Source organism: Rhodanobacter sp. Soil_C_14 (assembly GCF_057657335.1).
On record NZ_JBDGIQ010000003.1, the window covers coordinates 282,409 to 299,725 of the forward strand.

A 17,317-nucleotide genomic window follows, 5' to 3' on the forward strand; every position below is an offset into this window, starting at 1 on the left:
CTCGAGTGGACGTGACCGGCTTTTCCCTTGATTTATCGCACTGGCCTCTGCACGCGTCCGCGGGCGCGCGGCCTTTTGAATGGTGATTGCATGGCATTTGAAGAATACGACAAGTACGAACAGAGCGAGCTGGTTCAGAAGTGGCTGCGCGAGAATGGTGTGTCGATCATCGTCGGCATCGCGATCGGTCTGGTCGGCATCTTCGGATGGCAACAGTGGCGCAAGCACCAGGCTGGCAACGAGGCCGAGGCCTCCCAGCTCTATCAGCAGGTGCAGATCGCGCAGGCCTCGGGCAAGACCGATGCCGCCGCGCAGCTGACCGATCAGCTGATGAAGGATTACGCGAAGTCGCCATTTGCCGTGTTCGCCGTCAGTGATCGTGCGAAACAGCAAGTCGAGGCCAAGCAGTTTGACAAGGCCGAGGCCTCGCTGGAATGGGCCGAGAGCCATGCCACCGAACCGGCACTGAAGTCGCTCACGCAGTTGCGCAAGGCCCAGGTGGAAATGGCCAGCGACAACGGCAAGGCGGCCCTGGCCACCCTCGACAAGATTCCGGCGGACAGCTATCAGGGATTGGCGCAGGAACTCCGCGGTGATGTGCTGGTCAAGCTTGGACGCCCGGACGAAGCCCGCAAGGCCTATCAGGCTGCCATGTCGGCACTGGGCGAGGAGGCGCCGCAACGCGGCGCGCTGCAGATGAAAATCGATAATCTGGCTGTGGCCGGGAAGCAGGGTGCATGAAAAGATTTCTGTTGATCACGCTGGCTTCGCTGGCAACCCTCGCCGGTTGCCATTCCTTCAAGAAGGAAAACGTCCAGCCGCCGACGCCGCTGGCCAAGGATTTCAAGTCGACGGTGCAAGTCACCCGCCTGTGGAAGACCACGGTCGGTGACGGCGCCCAGGTGAGCGGCGTGCGTTTGCGCCCGGCGGTGGTCGACGGCGTCCTGTATGCCGACAGCACCGACGGAAAAATCGCCGCCATCGACGCCACCAGCGGCAAGACGCTGTGGACGAAGAGCTCGCGCACGCACGGCTGGTTTGGCTGGGGTGACAAGAAGCGCAAGGATGCCCAATACGCGGGCGGCCCTGCGGTCAGCGGCGACCTGCTCGCGGTCGGCACGCTGGATGGTCACGTTTACGCCATGAGCGCCAAAGACGGCAACCCGCGCTGGGAAGTCGAAGTCAGCGGCGAAGTGATGGCGTCGCCGGTGATCGTGGGCGACATGGTGATGGTGCGCACCGGTGACGGCCGCATTTATGCGCTGGACGCCGCGGACGGCCATCGTCGCTGGGTTTACGACCAGAGCACGGTGCCGCTGCTGAGTCTGCGTGGCAACGGCACGATGCTGGTAGCCAACGGCGTGCTGTTCTTCGGCAGCGACGACGGCAAGCTGGTGGCCCTGCGTCAGGACAATGGTTCGAAGTTGTGGGAGCAGCGGCTGTCCAGCGGCGAAGGCCGCACCGAGATCGACAAGCTGAATGACGCCGACGGCTCTATCCTGCTGGACGGCAGCACGCTCTATGGCGCCGCCTATCACGGCAACCTGACCGCCATCGACGGCCCCAGCGGTCGCCCCTTGTGGTCGCACCCGTTCTCCACCTTCGATTCGCTGGCCAGCAATGCCGGCGCGATCTTCGGTGTCGACGACCAGTCCCAGGTGTGGGCGTTCGATCGCAGCACCGGCACCGACATGTGGAAGAACGCCTCGCTGAAATATCGCTGGGTCACCGGCCCCGCCGTGCAGGGCAACTACGTTGTCGTGGGCGATCTGGAAGGCTACGTGCACTGGTTGCAGAGCGGCGATGGCGCCCTGGCCGCCCGTGAGCGGCTGTCGAAGAAGGCGATCCGTGCCCAGCCGCTGGTGGTGGGCGACATCGTTTACGTCGAGGACGTCGAGGGCCACATCGGCGCCTACCGTCTGTCCTCACCCTGATCGCTGGAACGAAGTACTTATCATGTTGCCCGTCGTCGCACTGGTTGGTCGTCCGAATGTCGGTAAATCGACCCTGTTCAATGTGCTGACGCGCAGCCGTGACGCCCTCGTGGCCGACATGCCGGGCGTCACCCGCGATCGCCACTACGGCGTCTGCCGCAGCGGTGAGCGGCCGTTCGTGGTGGTTGATACCGGCGGCCTGTCCGGCGTCGAGGAAACCATGGACGTGCTCACCGCCAGGCAGGTGCGCCTGGCGATCGAGGAAGCGAACGTGCTGGTCTTCGTGGTCGACGCCCGCGACGGCCTGCTGCCGCAGGATTACGTGATCCTGGGCGAGCTGCGTCGCAGCGGCAAGCCGATCGTGGCGGTGGTCAACAAGACTGACGGCCTCGATGAGCAGGCCGTGCTGGCCGAGTTTTCCGCGTTCGGCATCGGTACCACGCTGCCGTTGTCGGCGGCGCACAATCGCGGCACCGATGACCTGATCCGCGTCCTGCTGCCGATCCTTCCCGCCGAGGAAGAGGGCAGCGTCGAGGCCGACAGCGAGGATGGCACCATCCGCGTCGCCATCGTGGGACGCCCGAATGCCGGCAAGTCGACCCTGATCAATCGCCTGCTGGGCGAAGAACGGCTGATCGTTTCCAACGTCGCCGGCACCACCCGCGATCCGATCCGGGTGCCGCTGGAGCGCGACGGCAAGCGTTATACGCTGATCGACACGGCCGGCATCCGGCGCAAGGCGCGGGTCGAGGAAGCCGTCGAGAAGTTCAGCGTGATCAAGACGCTGCAGTCGATCGCCGCGGCCCAGGTCGTGGTGGTGATGATCGATGCCCGGGAAAACCTCGCCGACCAGGACCTCACCCTGATCGGTTATGCGATGGACGAGGGCAGGGCGCTGGTCATCGCGATCAACAAGTGGGACGACATGGACCCGTACCAGCGCGACGAATGCCGCCGTGCGCTGGATCGTCGCCTGGTATTCGCCGACTGGGCCAAGCAGGTGCAGATCTCCGCACTGCATGGTTCGGGCCTGCGCGAACTGATGCGCGCCGTGGTGCGTGCGCACGCGTCGGCCACCAAGGTGCTGGTGTCGTCCGATCTCACCAAGACGCTGGAAAAGGCCTACGAGAGCTACCAGCCGCCGCTGGTCAACGGCCATGCGCCGAAGCTGCGTTTCGCGCATCCGGGCGGTACCAATCCGCCCACCATCGTGATCCACGGCACCCGCACCAAGCACATCGCACCGGCATACCAGCGCTACCTGGAAAACTTCTTCCGCAAGCGCTACAAGCTCGAGGGCACGCCGATCCGCATCGCGTTCCGCGAGGGCGAAAACCCGTATGCCGGGCGCAAGAAGGTGCTGACCAAGGAACAGCAGCACAAGGCCCGCCGCCGCAAGAGCGAGCTGATCAGCCGCACGCGCTGAACAGGCTTCAGTCGAGGTCCCGCGGTATCCATCCGTATACCGCGGCGTCGCGCGCCCGGCCTTCAACCCACAGCCGTTGCCGGGCGATCACCTCGAATTTTGCACCCAGACTTCTGGCGACGGCGTGGCTGGCCAGGTTGTCGGGCAGGATCACGATCTCGATGCGGACCAGCCCGAGTTGCGAGAAGCCGAAGCGGGCCACCCGCCGCGCAGCCGCAACGGCGACACCGCGCCGCTGGCAGGATTCACGCACCCAGTAACCCAGGTTGGCGCTGCGATGCAGCCGGTTGTGCTGGTTGAGACCGGCGGCACCCAGCAATCGACCGGAACCGGCTTCGAAGACCGGGAACGCGAAATGATCGCCGCTGGCCCAGCCTGTCTGGCAGTGTGCGATCCAGGTCAGGGCGTCGCTCAGGTCGTAGCCCGCGCGACACCACGGCAGCCATTGCCCGACACTGGCCACGGATTCGCGGACAGCTTCCACCAGCACCGGCGCATCTTCCTCCCGCCATGTCCGCAGGTGCAGACGATCGTCGCTCAATCCGGTGATGTCCATGCGCGGCCCGTGTTTGTATGCATGTGATCCAGCCCGGATAATGCACGACTCCCCAGCCAGGTGACATCCATGAGCGCACGCATACTCGACGGCAAACGCATCGCGCAGGAATTGCTCGAGCGTGTGGGGAAACGCGTGGCCGAGCGCGTCCGGCAGGGGCTGGCCGCGCCAGGCCTAGCGGTGGTCCTGGTCGGCGCCGACGCCGCCTCGTCGGTCTACGTGCGCAACAAGCGCAAGGCCTGTCACCAGGTCGGCTTTCGTTCCTTCGACCATGACTTGCCGGCACACACGACCCAGCAGGAGCTGTTCGCACTGATCGACAGGCTCAACGCCGATCCGGATGTGCACGGCATCCTGGTGCAGTCTCCACTGCCGGATCACATCGACGAAGACGCTCTGGTCGACCGCATCGATCCGGACAAGGACGTGGACGGTTTCCAGGCGATCAACGTGGGGCGCCTGGCCTTGCGTCGCTTTGGTCTGCGTCCATGCACACCGAAAGGCGTGATGACCCTGCTCGGCCACACCGATCGCCCGGTGCGCGGACAGCACGCGGTGGTGATCGGCGTTTCCAACCATGTCGGCCGACCGCTGGCGCTCGAGCTGATGATCGCCGGTTGCACCACCACTTCGTGCCACCGTTTCACGCGCGACCTGGAAGGTTTCGTGCGCCAGGCCGACATCGTGATCGTCGCGGTCGGCAAGCCCGGGCTGGTCAAGGGCGACTGGATCAAGCCCGGCGCCGTGGTCATCGATGTCGGCATCAACCGGCTGGACGATGGACGGCTGGTCGGCGACGTGGAGTTCGCCCCGGCGGCTGAACGCGCCAGCTGGATCACGCCGGTTCCCGGCGGTGTCGGACCGATGACCGTGGCTACGCTGATGGAGAACACGCTGGAAGCCGCCGAGGCTCGTTTGCAGGCTGCGGCAGCGGGCTGAGCCGGTCCGGCAGGCCGGCATTCAGGCCTGCATCTGGCAGGCAACACGTCGGGGCGCGTATAATTCCCTCTTTGCAGCGGGGCTTTTTCATGCGCATTCTCGCCGAGGCACTGACCTACGACGACGTCTACCTTGTTCCGGGCCACTCCATCGTGCTGCCGCGCGACGTGAACACCTCGACGCGGTTTACCCGCGACCTGCGCCTGAACATCCCCATCGTGTCCGCGGCCATGGACACCGTCACCGAAGCCCGACTCGCCATCACCATGGCCCAGAACGGCGGCATCGGCATCATCCACAAGAACATGACCGCCGAGCAGCAGGCCGCCGAAGTGCGCCTGGTCAAGAAGTTCGAAGCGGGCGTGATCCGCAGCCCGATCACCGTCACCCCGGAAACCTCGATTCGCGAAGTGCTGCGACTGACCCGCGCGCACAACATCTCCGGCGTGCCGGTGGTGGATGGTGCGCAACTGGTCGGCATCGTCACCAGCCGCGACCTGCGCTTCGAGCGCAAGCTGGACGACCCGGTGCGCAACATCATGACGCGCCAGGACAAGCTGGTCACCGTCCGCGAGGGCGCCGGCCAGGACGATGTGCTGCTGTTGCTGCACAAGCACCGCATCGAGAAAGTGCTGGTGGTCAACGAGGCATTCCAGTTGCGTGGCCTGATCACCGTCAAGGACATCCAGAAGGCGCGCGACAATCCGCATTCCGCCAAGGATCGGCAGGAAGCGCTGCTGGTCGGCGCGGCAGTCGGCGTTTCGGGCGATACCGAACAGCGCGTGGCTGCCCTGGTCGATGCCGGCGTCGACGTGCTGGTGGTCGACACGGCGCATGGCCATTCGCAGGGCGTGATCGATCGCGTGGGCTGGGTCAAGAAGAACTATCCGCAAGTGCAGGTGATTGCCGGCAACATCGTCACCGGCGAAGCGGCCCGAGCGCTGCTCGACGTGGGCGTGGACGCGGTCAAGGTCGGCGTGGGTCCCGGCTCGATCTGCACCACCCGCGTGGTTGCCGGTGTGGGTGTGCCGCAGATCACCGCAATCGACATGGTCGCCACCGCGCTGAAGGACGAGATCCCGCTGATCGCCGATGGCGGCATCCGCTATTCCGGCGACATTCCCAAGGCATTGGCCGCCGGCGCCTCCAGCGTGATGCTGGGCTCGATGTTCGCCGGCACCGAGGAATCACCGGGCGAGGTCGAACTGTTCCAGGGCCGCTCGTACAAGAGCTACCGCGGGATGGGTTCGATCGGCGCGATGCAGCTGGGCTCGAAGGATCGCTACTTCCAGGACGAGGCCGACGCCGACAAGCTGGTGCCCGAAGGCATCGAGGGTCGCGTGCCGTATCGCGGCCCGCTGCGCAACATCATCCATCAGCTGATCGGTGGCCTGCGTGCCTCGATGGGTTATCTGGGCGCAGCCACCGTCGAGGACGTGCGGCACAAGGCGCAGTTCGTGAAGGTCACTTCGGCCGGCGTCACCGAAGCGCATCCGCACGACATCCAGATCACCAAGGAAGCGCCGAACTACCGGCTGAATTCCTGATTTGAAACCCATCCGGAGATTGGACTCTGTCCAATTCTCCAACCCCTGGCGGACGTCATCCCCGCTTTCGCGGGAATGACGCCGGCTAATTACGGACGTTTTCAAGGCCCGGGCCGATGCACAACATCCACTCCGACAAGATCCTCATCCTCGACTTCGGCGCGCAATACACGCAGCTGATCGCGCGGCGTGTGCGCGAGCTTGGCGTGTACTGCGAGATCTGGGCCTGGGATCATGATCCGGCCGAAATCGCCGGCTTCGGCGCCAAGGGCATCATCCTGTCCGGCGGGCCGGAGTCCACCACGCTCGAAGGCGCGCCCAAGGCGCCGCAACAGGTGTTCGATTCGGGTCTGCCGATCCTCGGCATCTGCTACGGCATGCAGACCCTGGCGGCCCAGCTCGGCGGTGCGACCGAGGCGGCCGATGCCCGCGAATTCGGCCACGCCACGGTGGACATCACCGCCGCCAGCCGCCTGTTCGATGGCCTCAGCGATCATGCGGACAGTCACAAGCTCGACGTGTGGATGAGCCACGGCGACCACGTGTCGAAGGCACCGCCGGGTTTCGTCATCACCGGCAGCACCGAGCGCATCCCGGTCGCGGTGATGGAAAACGAGGACAAGCGCTGGTACGGCGTGCAGTTCCACCCCGAGGTGACCCACACGAAGCAGGGCGGGGCGCTGCTGAAGCGCTTCATCACCGAGATCTGCGGCTGCGCCACCTTGTGGACCGCCGCCAACATCATCGACGACCAGATCGCCCGCGTGCGCGAACAGGTCGGCAACGACCACGTGCTGCTGGGCCTGTCCGGCGGCGTCGATTCCTCCGTGGTGGCCGCGCTGTTGCACAAGGCGATCGGTGAGCAGCTGACCTGCGTGTTCGTCGACACCGGGCTGTTGCGCTGGCAGGAAGGTGACCAGGTGATGGCCACCATGGCCGAGAACATGGGCGTCAAGGTCATTCGGGTCAACGCCGCCGATCGCTATTTCAAAGCGCTCGAAGGCGTGGCCGATCCGGAAGCCAAGCGCAAGATCATCGGCGGCCTGTTCGTGGAAATCTTCGACGAGGAGTCCACCAAGCTCACTGCCGGCGGCAGCGGCGAGGTGAAGTGGCTGGCCCAAGGCACCATCTATCCAGACGTGATCGAGTCGGCCGGCAGCAAGACCGGCAAGGCTCACGTCATCAAAAGTCACCACAACGTCGGCGGCCTGCCGGCGCACATGAAGCTGAAGCTGGTCGAGCCGCTGCGCGAACTGTTCAAGGACGAGGTGCGCCGGATCGGCGTGGAACTCGGCTTGCCCCGCGCGATGGTCTATCGCCATCCGTTCCCCGGGCCGGGCCTGGGCGTGCGCATCCTGGGCGAAGTGAAACGCGAATACGCCGAGCTGCTGGCCCAGGCCGACGCGATCTTCATCGACGAACTGCGCAAGGCCGACCTGTACGACCGGACCAGCCAGGCGTTTGCGGTCTTCCTGCCGGTCAAGTCGGTGGGCGTGGTCGGCGACGCGCGCGCCTACGAGTGGGTGATCGCGCTGCGTGCGGTGGAAACCATCGACTTCATGACCGCCCACTGGGCACACCTGCCGTACGAGTTTCTCGGCAAGGTTTCAAATAGAATTATCAATGAGTTGCGCGGTGTTTCTCGCGTAGTTTACGACATAAGCGGCAAGCCACCTGCCACGATCGAGTGGGAATAGTAAAATCAGCCACTTGCATGCACGGAGAACGGCCGGCAACTTGCCGGCTTTCTCATGTAAATCATGCAACATTTTGAAATGACTGACAAAATTTCTTCAAGTTCCAGTGAATTCTCAGCTGCCGACGTGCAGTACATGCGGCGAGCACTGCAGCTGGCAGCGCACGCCCGCGATGCCGAGAATGAAGTGCCCGTGGGGGCCGTACTGGTGCAGGGAGGCGAGATCGCCGGCCTGGGCTGGAATCGCAACATCACCCTGCACGACCCGACCGCCCATGCCGAAATCATGGCCATGCGGGCGGCGGGCGAGAAGCTGGCCAACCACCGGCTGTCCGGCGCCACCCTCTACGTCACGCTGGAGCCATGTTCGATGTGCGCCATGGCCATGATCCACGCGCGACTGGGCAGGGTGGTCTACGCGGCCGCTGATCCCAAGACCGGCGCGGCGGGCAGCGTATTCGACACCCTGGTCGACGCGCGCCACAACCATCGGATCGAGGTGGTCGGTGGCCTGCTGGGTGAGGAGTCGGCCGGGATGCTGCGGGAGTTCTTCCGCGCCCGCCGCTGAACTCAGCCGCCGTCGTACTGGATATCGGCCGTGGCCAGACCCGTGTTGCCGGGATCGGGCACGTTCCTGCCCACCAGTTGCAGGCGCAACCCCCATGGTGCCGCGAAATCCAGCACCATGTGCCCGGCCAGGGGACCCGAGACCACGCGATGCGGCGCGCTGCGGACTGCCACGCCCTGGTTTCGCAACCATTCGTTGGCGTGCGCCACATCGTCCGTAGCCAATTGCAGGGTCGCCGATGGCTTGTCCGATGCGGGAGAGGGGGAGTTGCCCCGATCGACGAAGAGTTCGACCACCGAGCCTTCGTCGCAGGAAAGCAGGAGGGACTCCGTTGCGGATTCACTGGCCGTGGCTTCGCCCCCGATCAGCTGGCAATCGAGCACGTCGCGGAAGAATGTCGCCGCCTGCGTCATGTCAGGCACGCCGACCCTGACGTAGCCGCCGTCATACGACGTGGCTGCGCGAGCTCCCGACGGCGCGATCGCGCCAAGCATCAGGACGACGTACAACAATGCAAATATTTTCTTGCCCATGATCCGACGGCCGAAGATCTGTTCGGCCAGCTACATGGGTTCGCATGACAACAGGCGAAACCCCGGTTTGACGACCGCTGTGTTTCCGAGCGCGAACACCACCGCCACTTCGGCATCGTTTCCAGGCAGGAACGGAATGATCGCCCGAACCGGCTTGATACATGGCGAGGCAAAGCCAATCCTGCGTCTGGAACATCCTGGCCGGCACGCATCGGCCCGGCCACCGCCATTTCCAGGAGCCACTCGAATGAAGCGCTACATCAATCATCTGCTGCAGGGCCCGAGCAGTCGGTTTGGGAATCTCCGGCCCGCACGCCAAGACGCGGGGCCACGAACGATCGCAACCAAAGCCAGCCTGCGGGCCGAAGATGGCTATGACTGGCTGCGGCAAATCAAGTCGACACAGAAGAGCTGTCCGAACCTGCTTTAGGACAAGCAGTTCCAGGGCTGCCGGGTCGACGCGATCGATCCATCCATTCTTGATTTGACATAATATACATTATGCGAAATCAAAGAAGTGCCCGATAAGGCCACGGCAACCGCTGGCACCCGCCCTATGGGCCTCGCCGTCTCATGTTCGCAGGCCATGTGCCCGGCTCTCTGGCTCATCCCACAATTGGTGCGACCCTCTCATCATGTCGCAACCGCTGGCGTTCATGGCTGATCAGTGTGCGAGGCGAACCCAGATCGCCCTCTTCAGCGCGCGCCACGCACCGGCAAGATGGCCCAAGCTCCAAGTGCGACGAGAACCGCTGCCATGGCGAACAACGCTGTATAGCTCCCGCCGCTCGCCAACAGGATGCCCGGCGCAACGGCCGGCATCAGCGACTGCGGCATGACGCTGGCGATGTTGAAGATGCCAAAGTTCCTGGCGGCATGTGTTTTCCGTTCTGGCAACACATCGGTCACCAACGCCAGATCCGCGGCCAGGTATCCCCCCTGCGCGATGCCGGTGATCGCCATCGCCACGAGAAAAAGGGTGTACGAAGTGGCAAAAGCGATCATCAACAAGGCCAGCGCGTAGATCAGTGCCGTACTGCAGACGAAAGCCTTGCGCCGGCCGCTAGCATCCGACAGCCCACCGCCCACGACACTGGAAACCGCTACCGCACCGGATTGCACCAGGGTCGAGAGAAAGATCCACCGTGGCACAGCAGCTGGGGGACAGCCCAACTGATGGATCAGATAGAAATCCTGGTAGGTCATCAGGAGCGCGACACCGGCAAAGAGCAGGAAACGGCTACTCCACACCCAGGCGAAATCCGGAAAGCGCAGCGGGTTGATCCAGAAGCTGCCGAGAAATTCGCGCCACCCGTAACGCGGCCGCTGCATTGCTACCAGGCGACGGTCGGGCAATACGCAGGCCAGGAGGAATGCGCCGACCAGGGCGATCACGGCTGGCACCAGAAAGATGGCCAGCGTGGAATACGCAAGGAGCTCCACCAGGTAGGTGCCTCCCACCATACCCAGCGGCATGCTGACACCTACGATGCCGGATACCGTGCCGCGCTGTGACGCTGGAATCTGATCGGCAAGAATCGCAGTCAACGCGGCCAATTGCGCATTGTAGGCAAGCTGCGTGATGCACCAGCCCAGCAGCAGTTGCGGAACCGACGCGGCCATCGCGATGACCGCCAACCCGACCACTCCCCCCGTGGCGCCGGCAATCAGCCAGGGCCGTCGCATGCCGAAGCGCGAGGTCGTGCGATCCGAGAGGCTGCCGAAGAACGGGTTGCCGAATAACGCAATCAGCGCCCCCATGCCCACTACCAGCGACAGGCTGCCCGTCGCGTGCGCCGGGGCAATCGCGCTCACGCGCATTGCCAGGCCCACCAGGATGGGCGGCAGCAAGGCCATCCACAGGCCCATGTATGCCATGCCGTAGATCGCGATGAACGGCCAGCCGACGCGGCGCACCGGTGGCACCGCATCCGCACATGCGCCGAAGGGCGTGGGCAGCCCGCGCAACGCCACTCCGGCCTCGTCGTCGATCACAGCCCCTCCGCTCCGTCGATCCGCGCGCCAGGTTCCCTGCGCCAGTCCTGGACGAATATTACGGTTTCCGGGGCGCGGCCGTGGATGCTCGCAAGTGCACCTCGTAGGGCACCCGCGCCTGCCGGGGGATGGCGGCGTCGCGGATCGACTGCAGCACGCTTTGCACGGCAAGGCATCCGAGCTCGCGGCATGGCTGATGCACCGTGGTCAGGCCGGGCGAGATCAGCTGCGACACCGGCGTGCCGTCGAAGCCGCATACCGACAGGTCGCCGGGAATCGACAGCCCGCGTTCGTAGGCTTCGCGCATCACGCCGCAAGCCATGTCGTCGTTCGCCGCGAAGATCGCCGTAGGCGGGTGGCGCAGGTCGAGCAGCGTCCGCGCGCTGGCCACGCCCGAGGCGAAGGCGAAATCCCCGTCCACCACCAGCGACTCGTCGTAAGCGATGCCGGCCCGGCGCAAGGCGTCGCGATAGCCGCCGAGCCGCCAGGTTCGCGCACCGTGTCCCTGCAGCCCGGCGATGTGGCCGATGCGGCGATGCCCGAGCGAGACCAAGTGCTCGACAATCTCGGCCGCTGCCCTGCGCTCGTCGAAGCCGACGTCGATGCGCGACTGATGCAGCCTGGAGGAGATCGTCGAGTAAGGAATGTCCAGCTCGTCGAGGCGCTGGAGCAGCTTCACGTTGTTCGCATGCGGCGGCACCAGCACCAGCGCGTCCGGCCGGTGCGTCGCCACGAAGCCATCGATCCGCGCAGCGAGGTCGTCCGCCGCGTCGAAGGGATGCAGGACCGCGTTGTACGGCGTGCCCTTGCACGCCTGCAGCACGCCCACGATCAGTTCCATGGTGTAGCTGGAACCGGCCATCGGGTTGTCGTACAGCAGCGCGACCAGGTACGAGCGATTCCCCGCCAGGCCGCGTGCCGACGCGTTGGGCACGTAGTTGAGCGCGTGGATCGACGCTTCGATCCGCGCGCGCAGCTTGGCGCGCACGGTCGTATGGCCGTTGAGCACGCGGGACACCGTCTTGGTGGATACGCCGGCATGCGCAGCGACGTCTTCGATTCTCGCAGGCATGTGCAGATCCCGCCCCTGTATGGCTTGCAGCGCTCCATCCTACCCCAAGCGGAAGGCGCGCAACCATACGGAATCCGGCCGTTTCACGCGAAAGTACCAGCGCTGGTATTTTCTGTTGACAGCGCTTGTACATTTGATTAGCTTGCGACGAATGCGGGATCCGCTTGCGGGGGGACGCAACGCGGGAGAGAGGAGAAAGTCCGGTCGGAGGCGGTTGGCGAAGCGCCCTGCGGCGGCAGCCGCCCACGCCACTTCAATCTCTTCTCGCCGACTGCAAAGGCAGGTTTGCACCTGGCCGACGAAGGCGGGGCGATGGTCTGGGGTCTGGGGTCTGGACGGCTGGCGGAAGAAACCGAGGTCGAGGGCGGAACCGCGTTGGCCGAGCGTTCACTGAAAACCGGGGAGATATCGAAGTGACGAAGCAATCCGTGCACCCGCTTGCAGGCGGCGCCAGTCAACTGCGCCTGTTGCCCATCGCGATCGCGATGACGCTGTTCGTGGCCAGCCCATTGTCTGCGCAACCTGCCCCGCAGGATGCGGACCAGGCCGCGCAGGCTGCACCCGCCGCGAAGAGGGATTCGAAGGTCGCCGCAAAAAAGAAAAACGCTGCCACGACGGCGAACGAGAAGGAGGCGAAGCAGCTCACCGGCATGACCGTCAACGGCTACTCGTCCAGCCTGAACCGTGCGCAGAACATCAAGCGCTACGCCGACACCGTGGTCGACGCGATCTCGGCGCAGGACGCCGGCTCCCTGCCCGACCTGTCAGTGACCGAGGCCCTGCAACGCGTGCCGGGTGTAGCCGTCAGCGCCTTCGGCGTCGCCGCCGACCCGGATCATTTCTCGATCCAGGGTTCGGACATCAGCCTGCAGGGCCTGCCCTACACCAGTACGCTGTTCAACGGCCGCGAGGTGTTCTCCGCCGGCGGTGGCCAGGGGCTCAACTTCTCGACGGTGTCGCCCGAGCTGATCGGATCGGTGGTGGTGAGCAAGAACCAGACGGCGGACATGATCGAAGGCGGCATCGCTGGCTCGATCAACCTCAACACGCGCATGCCCTTCGACAGCAACAAGGATACACAGGCCTCCGTCACCCTCGGCAGCTACTGGGGCGACCTGGCCAAAAAGGGCACGCCGCAGATCGCCGGTCTGTTCAGCCACAACTGGGATACCGGCATCGGCCGCTTCGGTTTCCTCGCCAACGTGGCCTACGACCGCATCTACCAGACCGACAATGCGATTTCCGTGGTCGATTACCAGCGGCGCTGCAATGGCTGCGACCTGCCGGGTGGCAGAACCGACGCCCTCCCCGGCCTTGCGCCGGGCGAATACCGCTACGTGCCGGTCGGCGGCGACCTTCGCCACCAGGACGAAACAAGCACGCGCTTCGGCCATGCGCTGGCCCTGCAATGGGAAAGCCCGGACAAGGCGTGGCAGGCCGCACTGACGTGGAATCGGACATCGGATTCCGAAACCACCTTCGAGCACACCCTGCAGGCATCGACGGATGGCTGCAGCGGCCAGACGCTGGCCGGTTGTGCCGTGCCACTGGCAGGCACCCCGCCTGTGTATGACGCCAACGGCGTATTTCAGTCCGGCGTCATCTCGGGCGATCCGGCCGCATCGACCTTCCTGCCGTTCACCTATGGCGGCGTGCCGACGCAGCTCAATACCACCGGCTTCAGGCGGCGTTATGTGACCAACGACTACGCCTTCAACCTGAAGTGGAACGTCAATGACCGCCTGCACCTCAGCCTGGACGCGCAGGACACCCATTCCGATTACTCGGATTCCTACTACTACATTCGCCAGATGACCCAGGCGAACTGGTACATCGCCACGCACGGCGACAATGTGCCCACGATCAAACTGCTGTCGCCCGATCCCAACGAAACGACGGCCCAGTACTTCGCCAACCCCAACAACACCTATTGGTCGGCGGCACAGGATCACCAGGAGAAATCCTGGGGCAACCAGCGCGCCTTCCGCCTGGACGGCAGCTTCGACGTGGACAAGGGCCCGCTGGACGACATCCAGTTCGGTTTCCGGCACAGCGACCAGGAAGAAACGCTGCATTCCTCGCCGTACAGCTACTTCTGGGACATCAGCACGCCTTACGCCGGCGGGCCAGGGCTGGCAGTCACTGCCGCCGACACACCGAACGACGTTTCCCCGTATCACGTCAACCTGCCTGCCTTCGACCACGGTGATTTCGGCGTGGTCGCGCCCTTCTTCAACCTCAACCCGCAGTCGCAATTCTGGCAGTCCGTCGCCGCGATGAAGCAGATCAACCAGCAGTCGCTGACCATCAATCCGGGCTGGGACTGGTGGAGTCCCTATTACACCAACTACGAACGCGATCAGTACGGCTATACCTTCGTGCCGGGCACGCATTACCTGCCGCAGGAAATCTCCTCCAACGGGGAAAAAACCAACGCCACCTATCTCCGCCTGAACTTCAGCAACGGCAACATGGATTTCCTGAGCGGCCTGCAGATCAGCGGCAACATCGGCGTGCGCTACGTGCATACCCAGGACGATGCCTCGGGCTATCTGCTGCTGCCGGACATGAAGCAGGCTCTCGGCAATGCCACCGTCGCGGAGTATTGCCAAGGCGTAACGAAGAATGGCACCCAACCGGCCTCACCAGGCACGTTCTGCGCGCTCACCTCGCCACAGCAGCAGCAATACGTGACCTTCGCCAACGGTGGTTATAGCCCGATAAAGGCCAGCAACGGCTATGGCAACTGGCTGCCCAGCTTCAATCTGTCAATCGGCTGGACCGACGACCTCATCACCCGTTTCGCATTCTCCAAGTCGATCTTCCGGCCGGCGCTCAACCAGCTGGAAGCGGGCCAATCGATCAGCGGGCTGCTGCCTTACGGGACCAATGGCAGCACCGAGCCGACGGTGGGCAACGGCTACAACGGCACGAACCCCTACCTCAAGCCCATCACGGCGCACAATTTCGACCTGACCCAGGAGTGGTATTTCGGCAACGCCGGATCGTTGACCGGCATGCTGTTCTGGAAGCAGTTGAACCACACCATCCAGTACATCACCAACGTTGTGGACACCACGGTGACGAACAACGGCGTGACCTATCCGGAGCAGTACACGGCGGGCCTGGCCAACCTCGACCAGAAGGGCAGCGTGGGCGGGGCAGAACTGGCTTACCAGCAAAAATTCGATTTCCTGCCTGGCTGGCTGTCCGGCTTTGGCGTGCAGACCAACTACACCTACATCAAGCCACACGGACTGGCCTTCGGCGTGGTCAACTACTGCCCCGCCACGTATCTGGCGGCTACGCAGTGCGTCAACCAGCTCAAGCTGCCGCCAGGCGAATTGTCCCGCGATACCTTCAACTTCACCACGTATTACGAGAAAGGCCCGCTGTCGGCGCGGCTGGCGTGGAACTGGCGCTCGCAGTTCCTGATCACGGGCCAGGAGGCGGATTATCCGTTCCTGCCGGTCATGGCCGCATCCCAGGGCCGGCTGGACGGTTCGCTGATCTACTCGCTCAACGACCACGTCAAGGTGGCCCTGCAGGTGGCCAACCTGTTGAACTCGACGTTCAAGAGCCGCGAAATCATCGACACCAACGGCACCACCGTGCCCAAGGGTTTCTTCCGCAACGACACCCGCTACAACCTCAGCCTGCGCGCGGACTTCTGACCAGTCCCGTGCGACAGGCTCCCGCCATGGCGCATGCCGAACCACGTGCCGTGGCGAGATGGCGACACGACATGGCGAGTTCCCCGGTTGCCGCCATTCCCGTGAAGGCGGGAGTGGCGGCCTTGTTCGCCTGCCTGCTGCTCGCCGCATCCACCGCAATGCAGGTGCATGCGAAAACCGCGGCGTCCGCGACGCCAAGGATTGCAGCACTCGAGCGTGCAGGCTGCGACGCCATCGCCGCGCGCGTCGATGCGCTGCCGGGCAACGGCCCGGTACTACTACGCAGCTACGACAGCGAACGCGGACAAGGCGCACCCGCCCTGCCGCCACTGCACACGGTGGCGTTCGCCTACGACAACGCGCTCGCCGTCATCGCCCTGCTCGCCTGCGGCAGGCGGCCGCAGGCGGAACGCATCGGCGAAGCATTGCGCCTCGCGGCCATGCATGACGCGCGCCTGCGCGACGCGTATCGCGCAGGCGCGGTCGCAGGCGACAAGCCCTTGTCGAACGGCTGGCAGGATGCGCAACGCAAACAATGGGTCGATGCCGCGCAGCAGTATGCCGGCGCGTACCAGGACGGCAGCTCCTGCGGCAACGTCGCGTGGACCGCACTGGCGTTGCTGGCGCTGCACGACGCCACCGGCGAGACGCGCTGGCGCGATGCCGCGGTACATCTCGCCGACTGGGTCGTCGCCCACGCGTCGGACGCGCACGACGCGGCCGGCTTCCACGGCGGCATCGAGTCTTACCTGCTGGTGCCACGCAAGGCATCGTGGAAATCGACCGAGCACAACATCGACCTGGCCGCGATGTTCGCGTGGCTGGCCCGGATCTCCGCACCCGGCGGCGACTGGAACGCACAGGCGAAACACGCCCGTGATTTCGTGGCGCAGCAATGGGATGCCGCGAGCGGGCATTTCTGGACGGGCACCGAAGGCGACGGCGTGGCGCCGCTGCGCTCGCCATCCGCCCTCGATGTGCAGCTCTGGGCGCAACTCCTGCCGGACGCGCCGAAGGCATGGCGGCGCGCGCTGGGCTGGGTCGAACGCAGGCATGCGGTCAAGGGTGGCTACGCTTTCACCGATGCCCGCGACGGCATGTGGACGGAAGGCACCGCGCAGGCCGCGCTCGCCTGGCGATGGGTCGGCGACGAGGCCAGGGCGGACACGCTGTTCGCCAGGATCGCGCAGCAGGCCTCGCCGGGCGGCTTCCTCTACGCCACGCCCGAGCCACGCATCGTGGCGCTATATGCCTGGTACTACCACCGGCCATGCCTTGCCGCGACGGCGTGGGCCGTGATCGCCGCATCGAATCGCAATCCGTACCTGCCGAGTCAAGCGTTTGCCACCCGGCACCCGCGATGAGCATGCATCCAAT

General features: G+C 64.7%; 14 protein-coding genes. 10 read left to right on the forward strand and 4 right to left on the reverse strand.

Translation table 11 applies throughout. The annotated features are described in order from the left end of the window. Positions 1 to 90: 90 nt before the first annotated feature. From AC3A56_RS09840 to der, 3 genes are read left to right on the forward strand one after another with little or no spacing between them, the layout of a single operon-like run. Complete coding sequence (locus tag AC3A56_RS09840; protein ID WP_487770181.1) at positions 91 to 741, forward strand: YfgM family protein; 651 nt, start codon at positions 91 to 93, stop codon at positions 739 to 741. Further along, positions 738 to 1,934: an outer membrane protein assembly factor BamB gene (gene bamB, locus AC3A56_RS09845; RefSeq protein ID WP_056718550.1), complete on the forward strand. Its 1,197-nt coding sequence runs from the start codon at positions 738 to 740 to the stop codon at positions 1,932 to 1,934. The genes AC3A56_RS09840 and bamB overlap by 4 nt, the downstream gene beginning before the upstream one ends. Before the next feature lie 22 nt (positions 1,935 to 1,956). Continuing rightward, entirely contained in the window at positions 1,957 to 3,360 is a 1,404-nt protein-coding gene (der, locus tag AC3A56_RS09850) for a ribosome biogenesis GTPase Der (protein ID WP_056764924.1), read from the forward strand. A gap of 7 nt (positions 3,361 to 3,367) precedes the next feature. Here der and AC3A56_RS09855 read toward each other — a convergent pair whose 3' ends face one another. After that, complete coding sequence (locus AC3A56_RS09855; RefSeq protein ID WP_487770182.1) at positions 3,368 to 3,916, reverse strand: GNAT family N-acetyltransferase; 549 nt, start codon at positions 3,914 to 3,916, stop codon at positions 3,368 to 3,370. 69 nt (positions 3,917 to 3,985) lie between these two features. Here AC3A56_RS09855 and folD point away from each other — a divergent pair, with 69 nt between their 5' ends. From folD to tadA, 4 genes are all read left to right on the forward strand, one after another. After that, entirely contained in the window at positions 3,986 to 4,855 is an 870-nt protein-coding gene (gene folD, locus AC3A56_RS09860) for a bifunctional methylenetetrahydrofolate dehydrogenase/methenyltetrahydrofolate cyclohydrolase FolD (protein WP_056718547.1), read from the forward strand. A gap of 89 nt (positions 4,856 to 4,944) precedes the next feature. Continuing rightward, the gene (gene guaB, locus AC3A56_RS09865) at positions 4,945 to 6,402 is read left to right on the forward strand and encodes an IMP dehydrogenase (protein WP_056718546.1); all 1,458 of its coding nucleotides are present in this window, start codon (positions 4,945 to 4,947) and stop codon (positions 6,400 to 6,402) included. Between the two features lie 116 nt (positions 6,403 to 6,518). Further along, the gene (gene guaA, locus AC3A56_RS09870; RefSeq protein ID WP_487770183.1) at positions 6,519 to 8,099 is read left to right on the forward strand and encodes a glutamine-hydrolyzing GMP synthase; all 1,581 of its coding nucleotides are present in this window, start codon (positions 6,519 to 6,521) and stop codon (positions 8,097 to 8,099) included. A gap of 78 nt (positions 8,100 to 8,177) precedes the next feature. After that, complete coding sequence (tadA, locus tag AC3A56_RS09875) at positions 8,178 to 8,666, forward strand: tRNA adenosine(34) deaminase TadA (RefSeq protein WP_487770184.1); 489 nt, start codon at positions 8,178 to 8,180, stop codon at positions 8,664 to 8,666. A 2-nt stretch (positions 8,667 to 8,668) separates the two neighbouring features. Here the strand turns inward: tadA and AC3A56_RS09880 are convergent, their stop codons facing one another. Next, positions 8,669 to 9,175: a VOC family protein gene (locus tag AC3A56_RS09880; RefSeq protein WP_487770185.1), complete on the reverse strand. Its 507-nt coding sequence runs from the start codon at positions 9,173 to 9,175 to the stop codon at positions 8,669 to 8,671. A gap of 271 nt (positions 9,176 to 9,446) precedes the next feature. On the opposite strand from AC3A56_RS09880, the gene AC3A56_RS09885 reads away from it, so the two are divergent. Beyond that, on the forward strand, positions 9,447 to 9,629 hold the full coding sequence (locus tag AC3A56_RS09885) for a hypothetical protein (RefSeq protein ID WP_157598902.1): 183 nt from the start codon (positions 9,447 to 9,449) through the stop codon (positions 9,627 to 9,629). Between the two features lie 266 nt (positions 9,630 to 9,895). Here AC3A56_RS09885 and AC3A56_RS09890 read toward each other — a convergent pair whose 3' ends face one another. Together AC3A56_RS09890 and AC3A56_RS09895 are read right to left on the reverse strand one after the other, a co-directional pair. Further along, complete coding sequence (locus AC3A56_RS09890) at positions 9,896 to 11,194, reverse strand: MFS transporter (RefSeq protein WP_487770186.1); 1,299 nt, start codon at positions 11,192 to 11,194, stop codon at positions 9,896 to 9,898. Between the two features lie 58 nt (positions 11,195 to 11,252). Next, positions 11,253 to 12,266: a LacI family DNA-binding transcriptional regulator gene (locus AC3A56_RS09895; RefSeq protein WP_056718542.1), complete on the reverse strand. Its 1,014-nt coding sequence runs from the start codon at positions 12,264 to 12,266 to the stop codon at positions 11,253 to 11,255. 413 nt (positions 12,267 to 12,679) lie between these two features. On the opposite strand from AC3A56_RS09895, the gene AC3A56_RS09900 reads away from it, so the two are divergent. Together AC3A56_RS09900 and AC3A56_RS09905 are read left to right on the forward strand one after the other, a co-directional pair. Next, positions 12,680 to 15,940: a TonB-dependent receptor gene (locus AC3A56_RS09900; protein ID WP_487770187.1), complete on the forward strand. Its 3,261-nt coding sequence runs from the start codon at positions 12,680 to 12,682 to the stop codon at positions 15,938 to 15,940. Between the two features lie 71 nt (positions 15,941 to 16,011). Then, the gene (locus AC3A56_RS09905) at positions 16,012 to 17,304 is read left to right on the forward strand and encodes a hypothetical protein (protein WP_487770188.1); all 1,293 of its coding nucleotides are present in this window, start codon (positions 16,012 to 16,014) and stop codon (positions 17,302 to 17,304) included. Positions 17,305 to 17,317 lie beyond the last annotated feature (13 nt).

Coding starts and splice junctions, on each gene's coding strand:
- guaA (WP_487770183.1), top strand. CDS start 6,519: ATGCACAACATCCACTCCGACAAGATCCTCATCCTCGACTTCGGCGCG.
- der (WP_056764924.1), top strand. CDS start 1,957: ATGTTGCCCGTCGTCGCACTGGTTGGTCGTCCGAATGTCGGTAAATCG.
- tadA (WP_487770184.1), top strand. CDS start 8,178: ATGACTGACAAAATTTCTTCAAGTTCCAGTGAATTCTCAGCTGCCGAC.
- bamB (WP_056718550.1), top strand. CDS start 738: ATGAAAAGATTTCTGTTGATCACGCTGGCTTCGCTGGCAACCCTCGCC.
- AC3A56_RS09855 (WP_487770182.1), bottom strand. CDS start 3,916: ATGGACATCACCGGATTGAGCGACGATCGTCTGCACCTGCGGACATGG.
- AC3A56_RS09905 (WP_487770188.1), top strand. CDS start 16,012: ATGGCGAGTTCCCCGGTTGCCGCCATTCCCGTGAAGGCGGGAGTGGCG.
- AC3A56_RS09895 (WP_056718542.1), bottom strand. CDS start 12,266: ATGCCTGCGAGAATCGAAGACGTCGCTGCGCATGCCGGCGTATCCACC.
- AC3A56_RS09840 (WP_487770181.1), top strand. CDS start 91: ATGGCATTTGAAGAATACGACAAGTACGAACAGAGCGAGCTGGTTCAG.
- folD (WP_056718547.1), top strand. CDS start 3,986: ATGAGCGCACGCATACTCGACGGCAAACGCATCGCGCAGGAATTGCTC.
- guaB (WP_056718546.1), top strand. CDS start 4,945: ATGCGCATTCTCGCCGAGGCACTGACCTACGACGACGTCTACCTTGTT.
- AC3A56_RS09885 (WP_157598902.1), top strand. CDS start 9,447: ATGAAGCGCTACATCAATCATCTGCTGCAGGGCCCGAGCAGTCGGTTT.